The organism is Flammeovirga pacifica, assembly GCF_000807855.2.
GTDB lineage: Bacteria > Bacteroidota > Bacteroidia > Cytophagales > Flammeovirgaceae > Flammeovirga > Flammeovirga pacifica.
Genome location: NZ_JRYR02000002.1, coordinates 838,863 through 859,197 on the forward strand (window position 1 = coordinate 838,863; position 20,335 = coordinate 859,197).

At 33.1% G+C, this 20,335-nt stretch carries 10 protein-coding genes; all 10 read right to left on the reverse strand.

What is annotated here, in order from left to right:
• Nucleotides 1-50: 50 nt before the first annotated feature.
• The gene (locus NH26_RS22385; RefSeq protein WP_052431875.1) at nt 51-3,200 is read right to left on the reverse strand and encodes a glycosyl hydrolase family 8; all 3,150 of its coding nucleotides are present in this window, start codon (nt 3,198-3,200) and stop codon (nt 51-53) included.
• A 263-nt stretch (nt 3,201-3,463) separates the two neighbouring features.
• Nucleotides 3,464-4,444 carry a glycoside hydrolase family 43 protein gene (locus NH26_RS22390; protein ID WP_084812330.1) on the reverse strand — a complete coding sequence of 327 codons (981 nt, stop codon included), beginning with the start codon at nt 4,442-4,444 and terminating at the stop codon, nt 3,464-3,466.
• Between the two features lie 35 nt (nt 4,445-4,479).
• Nucleotides 4,480-6,003, reverse strand: coding sequence for an MFS transporter (locus NH26_RS22395; protein ID WP_044220645.1), 1,524 nt, complete (start codon nt 6,001-6,003; stop codon nt 4,480-4,482).
• Nucleotides 6,004-6,158: 155 nt separating this feature from the next.
• Nucleotides 6,159-7,508 carry an endo-1,4-beta-xylanase gene (locus tag NH26_RS22400; RefSeq protein WP_044220642.1) on the reverse strand — a complete coding sequence of 450 codons (1,350 nt, stop codon included), beginning with the start codon at nt 7,506-7,508 and terminating at the stop codon, nt 6,159-6,161.
• 61 nt (nt 7,509-7,569) lie between these two features.
• Nucleotides 7,570-8,793 carry a hypothetical protein gene (locus tag NH26_RS22405; RefSeq protein WP_044220639.1) on the reverse strand — a complete coding sequence of 408 codons (1,224 nt, stop codon included), beginning with the start codon at nt 8,791-8,793 and terminating at the stop codon, nt 7,570-7,572.
• Between the two features lie 33 nt (nt 8,794-8,826).
• Nucleotides 8,827-10,296 carry a RagB/SusD family nutrient uptake outer membrane protein gene (locus tag NH26_RS22410; RefSeq protein WP_044220636.1) on the reverse strand — a complete coding sequence of 490 codons (1,470 nt, stop codon included), beginning with the start codon at nt 10,294-10,296 and terminating at the stop codon, nt 8,827-8,829.
• A gap of 5 nt (nt 10,297-10,301) precedes the next feature.
• Nucleotides 10,302-13,379 carry a SusC/RagA family TonB-linked outer membrane protein gene (locus tag NH26_RS22415; protein WP_044220633.1) on the reverse strand — a complete coding sequence of 1,026 codons (3,078 nt, stop codon included), beginning with the start codon at nt 13,377-13,379 and terminating at the stop codon, nt 10,302-10,304.
• A gap of 574 nt (nt 13,380-13,953) precedes the next feature.
• Nucleotides 13,954-17,973 (reverse strand): hybrid sensor histidine kinase/response regulator transcription factor, encoded by a 4,020-nt coding sequence (locus tag NH26_RS22420; protein ID WP_071397266.1) that lies wholly within the window; start codon nt 17,971-17,973, stop codon nt 13,954-13,956.
• 166 nt (nt 17,974-18,139) lie between these two features.
• Nucleotides 18,140-19,276, reverse strand: a complete 1,137-nt coding sequence (locus tag NH26_RS22425) for an endo-1,4-beta-xylanase (RefSeq protein WP_139263239.1) — start codon at nt 19,274-19,276, stop codon at nt 18,140-18,142.
• Nucleotides 19,277-19,452: 176 nt separating this feature from the next.
• Nucleotides 19,453-20,025, reverse strand: a complete 573-nt coding sequence (locus NH26_RS22430; protein WP_139263241.1) for a hypothetical protein — start codon at nt 20,023-20,025, stop codon at nt 19,453-19,455.
• Nucleotides 20,026-20,335 lie beyond the last annotated feature (310 nt).

Sequence of the window (20,335 nt, forward strand, 5' to 3'; positions counted from 1 at the left end):
TATTGGACTCTTGAATGGTAAAGTTAATTCTGCATTTTATATCAAATATATTACTGAATGATCAGCTTTTTAATTTGATAATTGCCTTCTGATAACAATTGAACTACATAGGTTCCTTTATGTAAAGAATCTACATTCAACTTTCTTTGATCACCAGATAAATTTGAAGTGGAAACGAGTACACCACTAATAGTATAAATATTGATTTTAGTCGTATTACCTTGAAGCCCCAAGATGGTAATTTGATCTTTTGCAGGATTGGGATATAGTTTTATTTCATCTTTCAGATTAATAGTTTCCACTGATCTAACATTCGTCAATCTAGCATTAGAACAACTTGGAGCTGTAGAAGAATTACTAAAATATATAGTAAACCCTGCCGTTTTAGAAACTAAAACAACATTTGCACCATCCTTCCCAATCCAATAATCACCATCTAGACCATCGACACCGCTATTCGTAAAACTTATAGAAGGAGAAGCACTGCCTAAAGTATGTGTTATAGAAGTTTTAAGATCAACATACCAATTAGGAATACCGTTATTAGTACGCATAGAAAAATCCCATATTTGTCCACCCTCTTTTGACCAATTCACTGAGATATTATTCACGTGAGAGAGATCAGGTCCATTACCTAAGACATGAGCGTGAGTAAAACTTGTATTCGTTGTTGGGAAAGCAACAGAACTTGGTAAGTCGAAAGAACATGTTCCATTATTACCTCCATTATCACCACCATTAGAATTATCTTCTGTGAATAAAAGGTTACTGAGGTTAAATCCTCCTGCTTCAAAAACAATTCTCATGACTTGTTTTCCCGCCGTTAAACTTACATTTGAAGTGGTTACAGTTGTAAACTCACCCCATCCACCTGTTGAAGATATGTTGATTATTCCAGTTCTATCAATTCCATCAAATGCTATAGAAAATTTACCATTTGATGACGGTGATGCTATTTCTGCAGAGATGATGTAATTACCAGCTGTAGCTATATCTACTGTGTACTCTAACCATTCACCTGAAGCTATCCAACCAATATTACCTTCATTTACTCTATTTTCTGTATCTACATCCGTGTTTTGACGATCGCCATTCCCATTGTTATCCGAATCAGTATCGTAATAAGCAACATTCTGACCACCATTATCGAAGTTCACAGGATTAATCGTACCCGGTATTCCTAGAGGACTTCCTAAATAAGGTGTCTGATCTGATGTTGGAATTGATGAAATTACAACCATAGTTTGATCAGTAAAACCACCATCTTGAGATGTAACCGTGATAGTAACACTACCTTCATTTAATGCTAAAACAACACCCTCTGATGAAACTGTAGCAATATTAGTATTGGACGACGAATAATTTACTCCTTTATCATCCGCATTAGCAGGTAAAATATTTGCAGTTAGAGTACTTGTTTCTCCTATTTCTAAATTTAATGAAGTTGGTGACAAAGTAATTCCTGTTACAGGTACAGGATCCGGATCTACAGGAGGAACAGAACCATCAACATACGCTTTAAAATTACCTGATAGATGCAATAGACACATCATTTGTAATAAACCATCATAATAACGATAACGACCTGTTGTTGGTGCTCGATCCCATAATGCATCAATAAATTCCCATGATTTAGCATCTGTTGAGGTCAAAGCAGTCATAGCATTACATGCTACTAAACCTACTGCCTGATAATCTGTTCCCGGTAGTGGATTTCCATCTAAAGTATAACCACTAGAATAACTATAGATACCTTCACTATAGAAAAAGTTTTGGATATTATCAGAAATAACTTTTTCTCGTTCGTCTTTCTTAAACCATGCATAATCCATTGCAATATTCATAGCACAACGCCATGCATCAACCACAAAATCTTCTTTGTGTCCGCCAGTTGGAGAACCATCATAATTAGAATAATCAGGCATTAAACCTGTAACAGGATGTGCTGCGTCTACAAAGAAATCACGTGCAACATCTGCAGCATCTTTCCAGTATTGACGATTGGTCTTGGCCATTATTCCCCACACTTCATAAAAAGATGGTAAAAAGTAAGAAGGGTCCGTATATGTTGAAGCTTGAGCATAAGGTACAAAACAGACCTTTTTCTCGTCATTAAACATATTAGGTACTGAACCTATTATCTGATTATGAGGCCATCCTTTATTCATAATCTGTTCCAAAATATAATCAGCTTCAGCTCTATAATTATAGATACCATTTCCATCACCAAATCTTACAGATGCAAAATACAAAGCAGTAATAAAATAGATTTCACCATCTGAGGCCGTATTTGGGTCTAATTCCGCTCCATTTGCATCTACTATCCAACGAAAATACCCTTCGCGGTTTCCAGAACCATGTTGCATATGTGTTTTTGCAAATTTCCACATACGATCAAACTCATCCTTTTTATTCATCTGTACAGCGATCATCATTCCGTAAGACATACCTTCTGACCTTACATCGTTATTATCGATATCTAAGATATATGCTTCATCAGATCCTTTTGGAAAATATACTCTTTCGGATGTATTATCTCCATAAAATAATTGTTGATAAACACTGTTAACTTTATCATCAATTTGTTGTTGTGTATACCCTGCCTCTTTGAACAAGTTTCTATAGTTTCCTGTATAGAATGCTCCCTGATTAGGTAATGTTGGAGGAGCTGGTGGTGGTGGAATATCACCTGTTCTAGTAAAGCTTATCCAATCCAATAATGTATCATTTGATCCATTATCTGTTTTCAAGATCAACTTTATGATTCTATTTCCAGCATTCCCTTCTATCTTAATAGATTTGGTATCAATACTTGCTGAAGTTCCTGTAAAAGAAAATGTAGTTACTTCAGTTCCATCAATTTCTAAGCTTATTCCTGCAGCACTAGTATTTGTAGATGCTCCCCTTAAACTGATATCAAATAATCCAGGTGCATTGGAAACTACAATTGATGTGGACGCATTATCATCATTAGCATATAAGATAATACCATCAAAAGGAGTACTAGTGGTACCTGTGTAAGCACCTCCAAGAGTCATTGTTTCTGTTTGTATTGTAATTTCTGAATTAGAAATAGAGGCAATACAATCCACTCTAAAAAATAATAGTGAAAAAAATAATAGGGTGATTGCTTTTACAAAGTTTGGTGGTAATACATGAGTGTGCCTAAAATTTACCTTTTCGTTTAGATAATTTTCCATTTCAATAATATAGTAGATTTAGTTAGTACTCTTTCAGACTTTTATAATGTAGCCGGAACAATATAGAAAGTAGAAGAGTTAATTCATTTCATTGAGATCTCAATATCAAATGTAGATGACGTGGCTAAGAAAGAATGTCAAAAACAATAGAAATAATAGTAAAAATGTAGCATAACAAATGAAGCTTTTTGATGCTACATTTGTCATAAAAAAAAAGCATTCTCAAACTGAGAATGCTTTTCAAACAATGAATGATACTGTTATTACATTTCACCGTCTACAGTGGAAATGGTTCCATCTTCATTAAACTCGATTTCTATAAACTTGACGCTTCTAAGCCATGTTTTACCTCCCGAGGGTTGACTATCATGGTAAAATAAATACCATTTTCCATTGAATTCTACAATAGAATGATGAGTTGTCCATCCAACCACAGGGGTTAAAACAACTCCTGTATAATGAAATGGTCCATACGGTGAATTACTAACTGCATAACATATTCTGTGAGTATTACCCGTAGAATATGAAAAATAATATTTGTCTTTATATCTATGCATCCATGGTCCTTCAAAATATCTTCTTTCATGATCTCCTGCCTTTAATGGCTCACCATTTTCATCAAGAATCACTAGATCTTTAGGTTCTTCTGCAAAACCTTTCATATCCTTTGATAGTTTGACAACTTTTGGACATAGAGCATCTTCATGATCAGCAGGTTCTTGTCCCACCTCTATTGCTTTATTGTCTCTGTACCTTTGTAATTGACCTCCCCAAATCCCTCCAAAGTACATATAGTAATCTTCTTTATTATCTTGGAAAACAGCTGGATCAATACTGTAACTACCATCCATAGGTGTTGGTTCTGGAACAAAAGGTCCTTCAGGTTTATTACTTACTGCTACACCCATTCTGAAAATGTCATTTTTATCTTTCATTGGGTAATACAAATAATACTTACCATCTTTTTCAGCAGCATCAGGAGCCCACATTTGTCTTCCTGCCCAAGGAATATCATCTAATTTCAAAACACATCCATGATCTGTTACCTCTCCATTAATGTTATCCATTGAAAACACATGGTAATCTTGCATATTGAAATGATCTCCATTGTCATTTTCTTCCACACCAGATTCAATATCATGGGAAGGATAGATATATAATTTTCCATTAAATACATGGGCGGAAGGGTCTGCAGTATATAAATGATCTGCAATATATTTTGGTTTATTTTTCACTAAACTCATGCTGATTAAATTTGATCAAACTTTTTGATGTATACTTAATTTAAGGCCACATTTTCGACCTCAATAAATTCACTTTCTTGTTGTTTTGCTCTTCTATTTGATAAATCACCCTGCATTTTGATATTAAAATCTTTGGTGATTACATAAAAAACAAGAGAAATAACTGATACCATAAACGTAGCAGCCGGTACTATAGAAGCGGTTAAACGGATACCAAAAATGGCGTCTGTGGATTGTACGGTATTAGGAATATAACCATAAACCGATACAATCCATCCACATAACGCTCCACCAAATCCAAGACCCGCTTTCAACGCAAATACAATCCCAGAGAAGACAAATCCTGTAGCTCTTCTTTTATATTTCCATTCAGAATAATCAGCTACATCACCCATCATTGCCCATAATAATGGAATGGTTGGTGCATAGAATATTGATTTAAGGATATTTAAAGTAAAAGCCCATCCAACCTTGTCTTCAGGAATAAAGAAAAACAAACCTGTGAAAACTGAAGTCATGAATAAACACACAATAAACGTATTTCTCTTTCCAAATCTTTTTGCAAGTGGTGCTGACAATGTTAGTACTCCAATGATGGTAAAAAACTGTCCTATCATATTAAAAAAGCTAAAACCAACACTAAATGCATTGCTCTGATCTGGCAAAGCCAATAAGCCAAAGGCATCCATGACTTTATGAATTAATGATGGTTGACTATTGGTTTGTTGAACTAAATTGAATTGCTCTAAGAATGAGAAAATGGCCTGAGGTTGCATATAATAACTGAAGAAATAATACATTCCTCCTCCCCATAATGATAATGTTGTAAAGATGAAAAGGGTGACAATAAACATTGAGAACCACGGTCCATTTTTACTTAGGTCTTTAAAATCTTGTTTAATAGAAGTTTTTTGAGTTGGAGGCGGTGTAATTCTTTCTTTAGTTGTGAGAAATGTTATTACAAAAAATACAATGGCAATAATTGAAAAAATACCAATGGCCATAGACCATCCTTTTTGATCATCACCTTGACCTAATTTATCTACTAATGGCAATGTAAACCCTTGTACAATAAGTGAGGCTACCATAGCCAATACAAATCTTACTGATCCAATATTTGTTCTCTCATCAATATCACTTGACATTACACCATGTAAAGCCGAATAAGGGGTATTATTCAAAGAATAAATTGCCATTAAAAGAGTATATGTAATACCTGCATAAATTACTTTATACCTTTCTGTCAAATCTGGAGTAGTAAACGCCAAAAAGAAGAATAATCCAAAAGGTAAGGCTGTCCATAGTACCCAAGGCCTATATTTCCCCCATTTTGTATTGGTTCTATCCGACATGATACCTACCACAGGATCCACAAAGGCATCAATAACTCTTGCTAATAGTAGAATAGCTCCAGCAGCGGTTGCTTTTATTCCGAAAACATCTGTATAAAAACCAAGTTGAAAAACCAACATAATTTGAAATACAAAATTAACAGAACAATCTCCCAAGCTGTACCCTATTTTCTCTTTTAACGATACTTTTTGGTCATCTATTTTCATTTCACTGTAAAATATGGCTAATAAAAAATTGTGCAATAACGTACCACCCCAACATATAGATGTTGATTATTTTTATTGACAAGCCGATAAATAAATTGATTGATGTTAGAAGGAGAAAGAGGTACTCTGATTCCCTCTTCCTCGCATTGCTAACTCTATTCTTGAAGGCCTTCTAAGAAGCCTGTATGTGCTTTTTTGATTGTAAAATCTTTATCGTATAATAACGGCCAATCTTCATGACCTTGAACACTTGGTATCCAAGACTCATCGTCTTTTAATCCCCAAATTGTCAGTGCAAATTTACTACTTTCAGGTATTGCATTATACACTTCTACTACCTCTCTCACTTTGTCCTTTTGAGCAAATTCTCTTTCCTCAGTAGGGACAGATAAATCATTATCAGGATTTATCTTTACATCTAACTCGGAGAAGTGCATAAGAATACCCTTATCAGTAATTAGTTTAGTATGTTCTGCAATTATAGTTTTAGAAGGACCGTTATAACCAATATGCATTTGGAAGCCTACACCATCCAATGGTACATTATTCTCTTGAAAATTATCTACAATCTTAGTGATCACTCCATCTAATTTTGTTCTATCCCAACATAGATTATAATCATTATAGAATAATAAACAATCTGGGTCTGCCTCTCTAGCCCATTCAAAACATTTTTTGATATAGTCCTCACCCATTCTCTCTAAAAACACTGTATTTCTGTAATTTCCACCAGCATCATCAATGGCCTCATTTACTACATCCCATGAAATTATTTTTCCTTTGTAACGTGAAACAGTTGTTTTGATATAATCTTCTACCATATCAGAAAACTCTTCATCAGTACCAGAATAATTCTCCACCCAACTAGGTGTGGCTGCATGCCATATTAAAGAATGGCCATGAATTTCCATTCCATTGTTCTGTGCATATTCAACCAATTGATCCGCCAAAGTAAAATCATATCTCCCTTCTTCAGGGTACATGATATTCATTTTCATTTCCCATTCTGCCGTTATCTGATTGTACTCTCTTTTGTAAATCTCATCATGTGTACCATTCAGACGATCAACAATAGTGGCCATTCCAACTCTAAAAGTTGTAGCAACATCTTTTAATGGGGTATCTGGCTCTACACCATCAGCTGGCAGAGTTGTGATAGATTTTGCAGAAGAAAATTCAGAAGATTTCTCCTTAAGAGAAGCTTTTACTCTTACATAAAATGTTTGACCATTTTCAAGTTCCTCAAAATGGTAGAAATCTTCTTTAGTAGAAACACTTTCATATGGGGCCACTAGATTTGTAAAATTCTCATCAGTAGCAAGATTTAACTCATAACTTTGTGCATTCACAATGTTATTCCAATCTGCCGTAAAGCTACTGGCTTTCAGGTTAGAGATTTTATAAATAGTAGGCGAAGAAAGTGTTAATTCCTGTTCTTTATTCTCTACACAACCGGTGAGTCCTACCACTAATGCAGATAATAGATATATTAATATTCTTTTCATGATATTTCTTTTTTGAAGCTGAGTAACAATCCAGGGCTTTCACCCCAGATTGTAAACAATTTTACTGTTCGTAGTAGGTAATGTTATCGATGTAGTAATTTCCTGCAGTATTGCCTTGAATTACCACCCATGGATATTCTTTACTTCCATCAATCTGACCGTTGAGATCATATTCAAGTGTCACCCATTTACCTGCTTCAACATCGAGAAAATAACCTGTCTCAAAATCACTTTCTAATTGTAATTTTAGAGAGCCTGCTTGTTCAAAATACACATCAACTGTTATCTTATCAGCTGCCACACCTACAAATTGTCCGTTTCTTACTGCGTTAACAGAGAATGGATCTGTTTGTGTCATTAATAAAGCAAAATTAGATGAATTTACAGCGTCTGCTGCTGGGTTAGCTGCCACTGTTACTGCTTGATCCCAAGCGTTCCAATCCCCCACTTGTTCATCTTCAAAATCACCATATACCGTTCCATTATCACCACCTATATCAAGTGCATAATATTTGATATTATCGATATAGTAGCTACCTGCTGTATTTCCTTGGAATAGAATCCAAGGATACTCTTTTGCTGGATCTACTTCACCTTCAAGATTATACTCTAATGTTACCCATTCGCCAGCAGGTACTGCTTGGAAGTATCCTGTAGCAAAATCACTTTCAATTTGAAGCTTTAATTCACCTGCTACCTCAAAATAAACATCCACAACAATTTTTGTAGCAAAAGGAGTTACTTGAGGAACATTTCTTACCGCACTATTTTGCCACGGTTCCGTTTGTGTCATTTTCAGTACTAAATCTGATGGATTAGCTGCTGAAGCGGCAGGATTACTCACCACTGAAACGTCTTGATCCCAAGCATTCCAATCACCAACATTTCCATCTTCAAAATCACCTAACAATAAGAAGGCATCTCCACCAATTGGTGGTAAATCAGGATCTCTTTGTTCAATCACGATCTCTTGTGACACCGTATCAACCCCTGAATTATTCCCAGTGTATAAAGTAATTTTATACGTTCCTTCATTAGGATAGTAAGTAGTATCTAGTCCTTGTGATCCTCTTACAAAAGGGCCATCCTCCTTAAACTTCCATGAACTCATAATTGAAGTTCCGGTAGATTGGTTATCAAGTACGATATAATTCGGATTTTCACTAGTTGGAGAAGCTGTAAATGCTGCTTTAGGTAATTCTAAAGTTGGAGTAGAATCTTCTGAAGCACAACCCCAAAAAGATAGTATTCCTAAAAGATATATATATATAAATTTATTTTTCATAGTTCATTCATTTTCAATTCAAAAAACAGATGATTAATAACCAGGGTTTTGGTCTGCAGGAGTAATTTCCGGATTCACATCAATTTCTTTTTGTGGAATAGGAAGTAATTCTGACTTTCCTGATACGAAGCCTGTTCCTGCTAAGAAAGTTGAAGCCAAATTCCAACGTAATAGATCATTAAATCGTACTTGTTCTCCAGCTAATTCTACTTTTCTTTCATGCACAATAGCTTTGAATACATCATCTTTGCTATTTACAGGATAATCAGTGTTCATTTCAGCTGATCCATATTGAGGCATATTTACTCTATCTCGAACCTCGTTTAATAAACTCACTGCAGTTGAGATATTACCTAATTCATTTTCTGCTTCAGCTCTCATTAAAAGAACATCTGAATAACGAATTACACGGTGATTTATACCTGAAGCAATTTCCTCTTTAGGACGTTGATAGTAGTTTTGATATTTCTTCCATGCTGCTCTATGATCTGGAAGACTAACTACCTCTGTATCATTGTTAAACAATTCACCATCGGTATAGAAATTAGCCGTATAACGAGGATCATTTGCTTCGTACTCATCCAAAAGGTCATCCCCAGGATATGAGTTAAACCAATCATTCCATCCGTATTCCTGACCTCTTAATGAGACGAATTGCATACCTGATGCATCTTCTACCCACCATGTATCTTGATCAGACCATCCAAAATCTCTAGTAAAACCTACTTCAAAAACTGATTCCGTATTATACTCTGTTTCTTCCAAGAAGTTGTGCATATAATCATCTACCAAGGCATATCCAGTCACTTTCTTAAATGCCTCTGTAGCTTCTTGCCATTCTTGTCTGTACAAGTGCATTTTCCCTTTCAAAGCATAAGCTGCTCCAGATGTTGCTCTACCTCCATCAGAATTTGCTTGAGATGGTAAAAGTTCTGCTGCCAAAGCTAAATCTTCAAGAATAAATTGATAGACTTCTTCTTTAGTTGACCTTGGTTTAGGTGTATCTGTTAACTCTGGATAGATGGGAACACCTCCAAAACGAGTAACAAGTAAGTGATAATAAAAGGCTCTCATGAAATGAGTTTCTCCTAATGCTCTATCAACATCATCTTGCGTCACGTTTTCAAATTTATTTTTATTTGAAATTACAAAATTTGCTTTGTTGATTCCTCTGAAACAGTTATCCCAATAAGTAAAAATACCTTCATGATTTGAATCAAAAGTGAAGTTATAATACTGACGTTTATCTGGCTCATGTTGAGGATTTATCTCCACCTCATGTCCCATATTATCATTTATGAAAAATAAATGACGAATATAAAGTCCCTTTGATTGTAAATTCACATAAGCTGCATCTACAGAAGATTGTAACTGAGATTTATTTTTAAAATAAGTGTCTTCAGTAAGTTCATTTGGATTAGAGATGTTAAGGAAATCTGTACTACAGCCACTTCCAAAAACAACCACTAATATTAATAGATATGTATATTTAATTCTTTTCATGATGTTTAGAAGTTTAATTGTAAGCCACCAATTACTGTTAGAGGAGTTGGATAATTTCCTCTATCTATTCCTGTCTCTGCTGGGTTATTTCCACTTGCAGCAGCTGCTCCTACTTCAGGATCAAGACCAGAATATTTAGTAAGTGTAAATAAGTTCTGACCACTTACATAAAATCTACATCTTGATATATATTTAGATAAAACATTCTTTGGTAATGTATATCCAAGAGTAACATTCTTAAGTCTTAAATAAGATCCGTCTTCTACAAAACGATCTGAAGTTCTTAAGTTATCACCTGACTCACTTAGTCTAGGAACATTAGAGTCTTTATTTTCAGGCGTCCATGCATTCAACATTTTAGGATTAGCATTGAAGAAACGTTGTCCTCCTTCTAAATACCATTTTGTTGTGTTATAGATTTCGTTACCGTAAGTACCATTGAAAAAGACATTTAAATCAAAATTTCTGTAGCTTAAGTCCATGTTAAAACCAAATACTACATCTGGCGTTGGATTACCAATAATAGTTTGATCATGATGATCAATTACACCATCAGGCTTTCCATTAGGTCCTGAAATATCTTTAAATTTCACATCGCCAGGGGATGTATTCGAAGTTTGTTCTGGAGAGGTGTAAATTTCTTCCCATGATCTAAAAATCCCAATAGCTTGGTAACCATAAAAGTGTCTCAGTGGTTCGCCTTCAATACTTCTCAAAATAGAACCATTGTTTTCGTAATACCCTTCAAATAAAGTTTCTCCACCTAAATCGTTTACTCTATTTTGCATGGTACTAATATTCAAATTGGCAGCCCACTTTAAAGCTTTTTCTTGATTATTCACTCCCAAATTAAATTCAAAACCACTTACCTGTGCTGATCCTGCATTCTTTGCTTGAGTAGAGTTCACTCCACCAATAGAAGAAACTTGACGAACATTAATCAGTAAATCATCACTTTCATTCTTATAATATTCAGCGGATAGTGTTAAACGATCTTCAAAGAAACCTAAATCGATACCTACGTTGGTCATATAAGTTGTTTCCCATTTCAAATTAGGATTAGGTAGATTACCTGCAGTAGTACCAAACGCTTGATAAACGCCATTAGCATCACTAAATACATACCTATGATTTCCTGAAACAATAGATGCTGAATATCTATAATCTCCAATATTATCATTACCCACAGAACCATAACTTGCTCTAAGTTTTAATTGGGACATCCATTCTGAATCTGGGATAAATGCTTCATCTAAAACATTCCATCCTACTGATACTGAATAAAACCCTGCCCATCTATTATTTGTACCAAATCTAGAAGAAGCATCACGACGATATGAAGCAGCAAATAGATATTTACCATCATAATCATAGTTTACACGGCCTAAATAACCTAGTTTACCATAATCTACAGCGAATGAACCACCAGTTAAATCAGTATTTGTTGTATTTTTGATCTCGTTAGTAATTTCATTAAAACTAGATGTGCCCGCATTCATATTTTTCTTTTCAATACGCTCCAAAACAGCTACAGCATTAATATTGTGTTTGCCTATTTTCCTGTTATAGTTTGCCTGTCCGATTAATGTCATCATTGCATGAGATCCATAACCTTTTTCAATTAACGCTCTGTTTGGTCTAGCTAAAGCTGATCCATCGTCGTATGCTGGGGAAAATAATTCGTTGGTATAATTGAAGTAGTCAATACCACCTTGTCCTTTAATAGAGAACCCTTGAAATAATTCCACTTCTGCTGACAAAGTACCCATTAGATTTACTCTTCTGTTCGAAATCTCAGTATGTTCTAAAACTCTCAAAGGGTTTTCCGCATCCTGACCATCCAATTGAATATCTGTTCCTTGATAACCACCTAAATTACTTGCATTATATGCTGTTAAATAAGGAGGCATTTTAATCGCATGTTCTAAAGCTGAACGTCCTGCTGATGTTTGTTCTGGTTTTTTATCGGTACTTGATACAGAAAAAGTTTGGGCCACTTTTAGTCTACCTTTAGTGTAATTAGAGTTGGCTCTAAACATGAAACGTTCGATACCAGTATTCTTTAAAACACCTTCTTGATTCATATAATTACCACTAATTCTGTAATTTGTATTCTCACTACCTCCAGAAAGACCTACATTGTAGTTTTCAATGATTCCTTGTTGAAAAATCTCGTCTTGCCAATTAGTATTGTATTTACTTATATCTGAATATTTTTCATTCTCAAGTCGACCTTGTGCTGCATTTCCCCACATCTTTGAATATTTGATGTAGTCATCGCGTTCCATTACATCATGTTGTTTTTGAACCATTTGTACACCACGGTAACCATCAACATCAATCTTAATTTCACCCGCTTTACCTTTTTTCGTAGTAACAACTACAACACCATTGGCACCTTGTGCACCATAAATAGCTGTGGTAGAAGCGTCTTTTAAAACTGTCATAGTTTCAATATCAGATGGGTTTAAATCTCCCAATCCTTGTACGATAATACCATCTACAACAATTAAAGGGGTATTACCACTTGTTCCCATGACACCACGGATCTGAACAATTGGATCACTACCTGGAGAACCATTATTGGTGACAGAAACACCAGTTGCTCTACCTTGCAATGCTTGATCTGCTGTATAAACAGGAGTCGAAGTAATTGCTTCAGAATCAACAGTTGCAATTGCACCAGTCACTTTTGCTCTCTCTTGTGTACCGTAACCAACTACAACAATTTCTTCTAGTTGTTTTACATCTTCATCAAGTGATACACTTAATTCTGTTTGATTTTCTATTGAAACTATCTTCTCAATGTATCCTATATATTTAAAAGCAAGTTCTGTTTTATCATAAGGCACATCAAGTTGATATTCACCATCAAAATTTGTAATTGTACCAACAGTGGTGCCTACAATATATACATTCACTCCAGGCAGAGGTACATCAGAATTTTTATCTACGACGACTCCTTTTATAATTCTGGAGTTCTGTGCATGTAGAAGTTTAGGAAACAGTAGAAAGCAAAATAGAGCTGCTATTAATAAATGTACCTTCCTAGATACACCTACCCTAAATAAATAATCATTCATTTCATTATCTAAGTTAAATTCATCAGATACTACAGAATAATGTTTATTATTAAACTATAGTGTTTAGTAAGAGTTAGCATTTTAGAAGAATTGAAATGTTGTTTTAAGTATAAGTCTTTTTCATATTTGAAGAATTTCTAATAGTAAAAAAATACCAAAAAATGGCTGATAATTGTGTCGAAACTGTTGGCTATTGCTTATGTTAATGAAACAATTAATACAATAAGACCAACTAAACTAGTAATAACCAAGACCTCTAGTACTGCTAATTTCCTAGAGTGAACATTACGTTCGCTTGACTTTTTTTTCATACTGCAATTTGAATAATTGTACTATCTACAAATAAAAAAATTGAAGCAAAAACTTATAAAAATGAAGTTTAGAGGTCATTTTGCAACATTATCAACATTTGTTGCATCATTTTTTACATTTGTCGTTGTAATATCCTTCCCTTGGATCTTACTTTAATTTGTCATTTCACATCATTTAAAAAAATAATTCAATTCAAGACTAATACCTTATACTAGATTCTACTATTAATGGAAGCTGTGTGCCTAACCTTCAACTAAAAGGTTTAATTCTCTATTTCTTTTAACTCTTGTGTTGGAAGAATATTAAAATACTCTTTATAACATTTTGAAAAATAAGAAGGAGAAGAGAATCCTGTTTGATACCCAACTTCACTCATATTACTATTGCCAGATAATATTAATTTCTTTGCTTGTTCTAAGCGTATTCTTTTTATAAATACCGTAGCAGTCAAACCTGTTAGTGCTTTAATTTTTCTATAAAGCTGACTTCTACTCATGTGTAGCACATCTGATAATTGTTCTACATTTAAATTAGGATCAGATATGTTCTCATAGATGTAATCTGTCACCGTCTTTAAAAATTCCTTATCAACATTGGTAGTGTTTGACTGATCGAACCCTTCTTCTTGATACTTTCCGATAAAACGATCAAAAAGAACTTGTCTTGATTTTAATAATTGTTTTATTGTTACATGAAGTAATTCCAAATCAAATGGTTTTTGAATGTAAGCGTCAGCACCTAGATTAATTCCTTTGATTTTATCTTCTTGTTCATTTTTTGCAGTCAATAATATTAATGGAATATGGCTGATTTTCACGTTTGTCTTCACCTTTTTACATAATTCAAAACCATCCATTTTAGGCATCATAATATCAGAAATAATGATATCAACATTTTTGGATTCCAATAATTCTAAAGCAGTAAACCCATCAATAGCTTCATAAATATGATACCTATCCTGTAATGCTTCTTTTAAGTAAGATCTTAACTCATAATTATCTTCAACTAATAAAATAGATTGTTTTTTACTTGTAGATGATGCATTGTTAGCTGAAAGTTTTTCTTTTGATCCTATCGGAAGTACATATTTATTTTTGACTCTGTTTTGGTCACTTACAATTTGATCTGATGGTAAATGATTTTTACCCATCGGGAAATCCATATGAAAAACAGTACCTTCATTAACTTTACTTTCTACTGCCACTTTTCCTTTATGCAATTCTACAAATTGCTTTACTACTTCCAATCCAACTCCTGTTCCACCATAATAAGCATCTTGATGCGAATCTACTTGATAGAAACGATCAAAGACTTTGTTTAAATTCTCTGGTGAAATGCCTGGGCCTGTATCTTTTACAGAAATTCTAAAATATTCATCAGTATATGATAAATCTATATTGATTTCTCCTTCATTTTCCATCAGTTTAAAGGCATTTGAAAATAAGTTGAATATTATTTTTTCAACCATACTTTCATCAATATATATTTTTATTTCTTGTTGGTAATCTTTAGATATTTTGATGTTGATTTGACGACTTTCTGCTTCTTCTTCAAAAAATAAAATTGATTCTTCAATCACCTCTTCTGGATTTAGATATTGTGCTTTTAGCAACATGCTATTAGAATTCAGTTTTCTAAAATCCATTAATTCATCAATCAAGTGTTTTAGACGTAATGCATTTCTATAAATAGAAATATTTTTATCTCTTAACTGTTGGGTCGAAAACTGTCCTGAAACCATATCTGAAATTGGATTCAATATTAGTGTAAGAGGGGTTCTAAATTCATGAGAAATATTAGTAAAAAACTGTAATTTAGTTTTTGTCAAAGCTTCTTCTTGTAAACGTCTTTCTCTTTCTCCTTTTGCTTCTTCCAAAATTCTCACTCTTGCCTTCATTAATTTATTCAAGAAGTATAAACCTATTAAGAAAAATACAATATAAAATATCAAGGCTAAATTTGATTGATACCAATACGGTAACACTTCTATATATAGTACTTTTTCTTCTGTCCACACCCCATTATTATCCATTCCTTTTAAATGGAAAGTATATTTTCCTTTTGGCAAAGATGTGTAAGTTACACTCCTAGTTGTCCCTACATAATTCCATGTCTTTTCTGGGCCATCTAAATAATAAGCAAAACTAATTTTATCAGAATAAGGGAAGTCAATTCCTGTAAAATTGATAGAAAATATATTTTCACTTTGAGATAAAACTATCTGTTCTCCTGAAGTTACTTTTTGTTTAATCTCCTGAATATCATCTTTATTCTTAAAATTTGTTTGATGTATATTGACACTATTAAAATAGATTTTCGCTTCACATTTTTGTGATTTAATAATTGATGCATCAATATAATTTAAACCCTTAATTGATCCAGCGTATACAATGTTGGCAATCGAATCGTAAGCAATGGCATTGTAATTAAAGTTTTCAGAAACCAAGCCGTCTTTTTGTGAGAAATAACGTACCGAATGATTCCATTTTTGGATCACACCAATGCCGTTTTTACTTGTTACCCAAATATTCCCGTTGTTATCTTCAACAATACCACAAATTACCTTTCTATTTACTTTATCATGACCTTGATATGGAAGTAAAACATTTGTAGTAATAGTATACTTAAATAATCCTGCTCCATCTGTACCAATCCAAAGATCATTCTCTTTACTTATAAATAATGATAATATGTTATCACCTCCTAATTTATTTTCAAGAATTCTTTTTACATGAAATTCCTCTTTATGCGTATCAATAAAATAAAGACCTTCAGTTGATGCTACCCAAATGTTATCTTCATTATCTACAACTACTTTCCTAATATCTTTAGTGGATAAACTTGTTGCTACAAAATCTCCATAATTAGGATAATGCATTTGTTCTGTCGTTAAATCATAATAGCATATCCCTCTATCAAAAGTAGCAATCCAAATTCGTCCTTTAGTATCTTCATCAAAATAGATGACTCTGTCTGAAGATAATTCAGAGTTCTCTTTAGTCAGATTAATGAACTTCTTTTTACCCTTTGGTAAATGATAAATACCATTCCCCCAAGTTGCCACCCATGCCTGTCCTTTACTATCTCGAAAAAGAGCTTGTACAGCGTTACTCCCTAAACCTTTAACTAATGTCTGATGTTGAGAATTAACTGCTGTAAATTGATGACCGATGAGATCATATCGAGTTATTCCACCTCCATCTTGACCTAACCATAACACTTCATTTTTACCTTTCACAATACTGTTAACAGAAGAGGTAGTTAAAGAGTTATCATTAAAGGGATCATGAAACAAATGACTGAATTTATAAAAATTAGGATCAAAAAGACCAACACCAAATTCATAATACCCTAGTAATATTTTTGATGAATCAATTGCATGGAGTGACCATATAGAATTTGAGGCCAATGAATTATCATATTTCGCATCTGCCTCAAAATGTTTATAAGAACCTTTTTGATGAAAAAGGAAGACTCCATCATTTTCAGTAGCCGAAAATACTCCCCATTCACTTTCACAAAAATCCATAATTCGTGTATTCGTCACTTCATAATGGGTGAGTTTTTTATTTACAAAATGATACTTGAATATCCCTTTATCATTAGTTCCTATCCATAAGTCCCCACTTTCAGAAATAAATACTTTTTGGATATTTATATTATAAGGTAAAAGATTATCATTAAATCTGTTGAATGATTTTGAATGATAATTAAAAATAAAGAGCCCTTGATTTGTGGCTAAATAATAATTTTGGCCATCTTTTGTAGCAATAGAGTTGACCTTAAAATATTCATCAAGTTTAAAATTCAGGCTATAATAATCAATGTTATTCTCCTTTGATTTGACATACAAACCTTTGGTATTTGCACATAAAATAAGAGATTGATCATCAGTTTTCACCATATCAAAAACCACGACATCATGAGTGCCGTTTAGTGCAACAGGTTGAAATTTATTTTCATCTACATCAAAATAACTGATACCTTTATTGGTACCCACCCATAGTTTTTGGTCTTGATCAATAGTAGAACAGCGTATAAAATTATCATTTATGCTAGATGAATCATCATAAGCATAATGATATTGTTCATAATTTAATCCATCATATTTATAGATACCATTACCAAAGGTACCGACCCATAGAAAACCATTGGAATCTTTATTGATATCAGTAATAGGTCTACCATCTGCATTAAAATTCAAATTGATAAACTCATTGTCCTGACTGTAAACGCTAATTGATGAAAATAAAAAAAATATTAGTAGTAAATAATAATTCATAAATCGATGTTAGAGTGATAGTTCTTAAAAGAATAAATAAGTGATCACAGTTTTCTTCATTTCATATAATATTACTTAGAATAAATAGATATTAAAATATTATGTACCTATTTAAATAAAAAAAACCATGATCACTTCTATTAAAGTAAAGATTTCCTTAATCTATTTACCCTTTAGAGGGTTCTTTACCTAATTCTATAATTGCGTGATAAGCTTTCTTGGGGTTATTTTTTCTATCAAATAACAAAGGATGGTCTGTTCTTCCTTCAATTGGCCAATTATTTCGCCATGTATGCGCATCATTAACACCCCAAAAAGTAACTCTACTTATTTTATCTTGATGTTTTAATAATATTTTAAATAAATCAACATAATTAGATGCTAATTTAGTTTGCATACTATCTGGTAAAGATGTTGTAAAAGGATCAAATTCTGGAACTAATGCATATTTTTGGGATATTTCTGCCGAAATTTCCTCTGTTGGGAAAGGTAGAACTGAAATATCTAATTCGGTCAACATTACTTTAATACCGAGGGCTGCAAAGTCTGTGATACTTTTTTCAAACTCATGAATTTTCACATAATCTATTCCATAATGTGCTTGCATACCAATTCCATCCACTCTAAGACCTTTTTCCTGCAATTTTTTGATAAGACGTACAGCTTCAGTCCTTCTATGTGGTAAAATCAAAGAATAATCATTATAATATAACTCAGCATTTGGATCCGCCTCATTTGCAAATTTAAAAGCCAACTCGATATACTCAGGACCAATTATTTCAAACCATTTACTTTTTCTGAGACCTTCAATATCATCAATAGCTTCATTCACTACATCCCATGCTTGGACTCTACCTTTATAACGTCCTACAACGGTATAAATATGATCTCTCATTCGGTTGATCAATTCTTCTCTCGAACATTGTTCACCTTTGTCATTTAAGAAAAACCATTCAGGTACTTGAGAATGCCAAATAAGGGTATGACCAACGATAAACATATTATGTTTTTCCCCATATTGGACAAAAACATCTGCATCTGTAAAATCATATTCATCTTCAGAAGGGTGGAGTTCTTCTGGTTTCATACAGTTTTCTGCTACAATAGAATTAAACTGTTGCTCTACTACAACCGAGGATTCTTTTCTTAAACCATTGGTGTGTTGAACATGTAAAGCAGTCCCTAGAAGGAACTTATCTTTATATACTTCTTTAAGTGAGGTTTGTACCTCTGTTGATTGATTTTCACAACTAAATAACCCTATTAATACTGTCAAAAACAGTACATGACTTAATGTTTTCATCTTAATGAAATTAAAAAATTAAACAGTAGTCAAACTGGCTATTCTAGTTTATTATAGTTTCGACACTTCTATTTACTCATTTATTTTATCAAATAAAAATGTTTGGCAATAAAAACACCTCACCCATCTTAAGATGAATGAGGTGATATTATGAAAATTAAAAACACTAAATCTTATTAACCCAGCTTCTTTCTACCAAGAGGAAAACGGTATACTTCACCCCCTGCTTGTTTAAGCTCTTTCATTAACTCTTTGTCTTCTCCGAAAAAGAATCTATTTGGATAATTTTTCATCAACCAATAAGTGGCTTGTCTATTTACAAAAACATAGGGACATCCTAAATGAATACTTCGTCTTGATTTATTATTCATATCAATACAAAATAGGGTGTATACCACTAATGATTTCGGTAGAAGTTTACCTGACAAAACCAATTCCTCTAATTCTTCTTCTGTTTTGCTCGTGTAATCAAAAAATAAAGTCCCTCTAGCATCTAACATGCTTACAAAAGCCATATTAGGTCTGCTCTTTTTAGGATTCATAGCCTTAAAAGATTGCATTTGCATCCAAGTTAATTTTTTGATTTTATCTGTATTTTTCACCACCAATGGTTCAATTTTAGCAAAAATGCCATTGTCAACTTGGGCATTAAAATAATCCGTCTCGTCGGTAAATTGTAATGCTTGATCTTCAGTCATTTGGTCGATTCTATCCATCTCGTGGTTTATGATTCGTCTTGAAATTTTCATAATAATCGTTATTTTAAATGTAGTGTTCCCAGTAGTATATAGTTATGAAAATTATGGGTTGAGTAGCGCTTATCAATATTTATAAAATTAATTTACATTAAATATTGATATCAAACAATAAATCTATACTATTTTCAAATATTAACCAAAATAATAGTCTATAAAAATTGAAATTATTATAGATGAAATTTCATTTCACAAATACCAATTATCAATAAATCATTGGCACCTCTTATCATCAGATTATTTGTTTCTGTTAAATATTGTTCATTATTAAGTATTTTAAAACGATTCTAAACAATTGAAAAGG

Bases quoted from the DNA above. Each gene is read 5' to 3' on its own strand.
- NH26_RS22385 (WP_052431875.1), bottom strand. From the start codon at position 3,200: ATGGAAAATTATCTAAACGAAAAGGTAAATTTTAGGCACACTCATGTA.
- NH26_RS22390 (WP_084812330.1), bottom strand. From the start codon at position 4,444: ATGAGTTTAGTGAAAAATAAACCAAAATATATTGCAGATCATTTATAT.
- NH26_RS22395 (WP_044220645.1), bottom strand. From the start codon at position 6,003: ATGAAAATAGATGACCAAAAAGTATCGTTAAAAGAGAAAATAGGGTAC.
- NH26_RS22400 (WP_044220642.1), bottom strand. From the start codon at position 7,508: ATGAAAAGAATATTAATATATCTATTATCTGCATTAGTGGTAGGACTC.
- NH26_RS22405 (WP_044220639.1), bottom strand. From the start codon at position 8,793: ATGAAAAATAAATTTATATATATATATCTTTTAGGAATACTATCTTTT.
- NH26_RS22410 (WP_044220636.1), bottom strand. From the start codon at position 10,296: ATGAAAAGAATTAAATATACATATCTATTAATATTAGTGGTTGTTTTT.
- NH26_RS22415 (WP_044220633.1), bottom strand. From the start codon at position 13,379: ATGAATGATTATTTATTTAGGGTAGGTGTATCTAGGAAGGTACATTTA.
- NH26_RS22420 (WP_071397266.1), bottom strand. From the start codon at position 17,973: ATGAATTATTATTTACTACTAATATTTTTTTTATTTTCATCAATTAGC.
- NH26_RS22425 (WP_139263239.1), bottom strand. From the start codon at position 19,276: ATGAAAACATTAAGTCATGTACTGTTTTTGACAGTATTAATAGGGTTA.
- NH26_RS22430 (WP_139263241.1), bottom strand. From the start codon at position 20,025: ATGAAAATTTCAAGACGAATCATAAACCACGAGATGGATAGAATCGAC.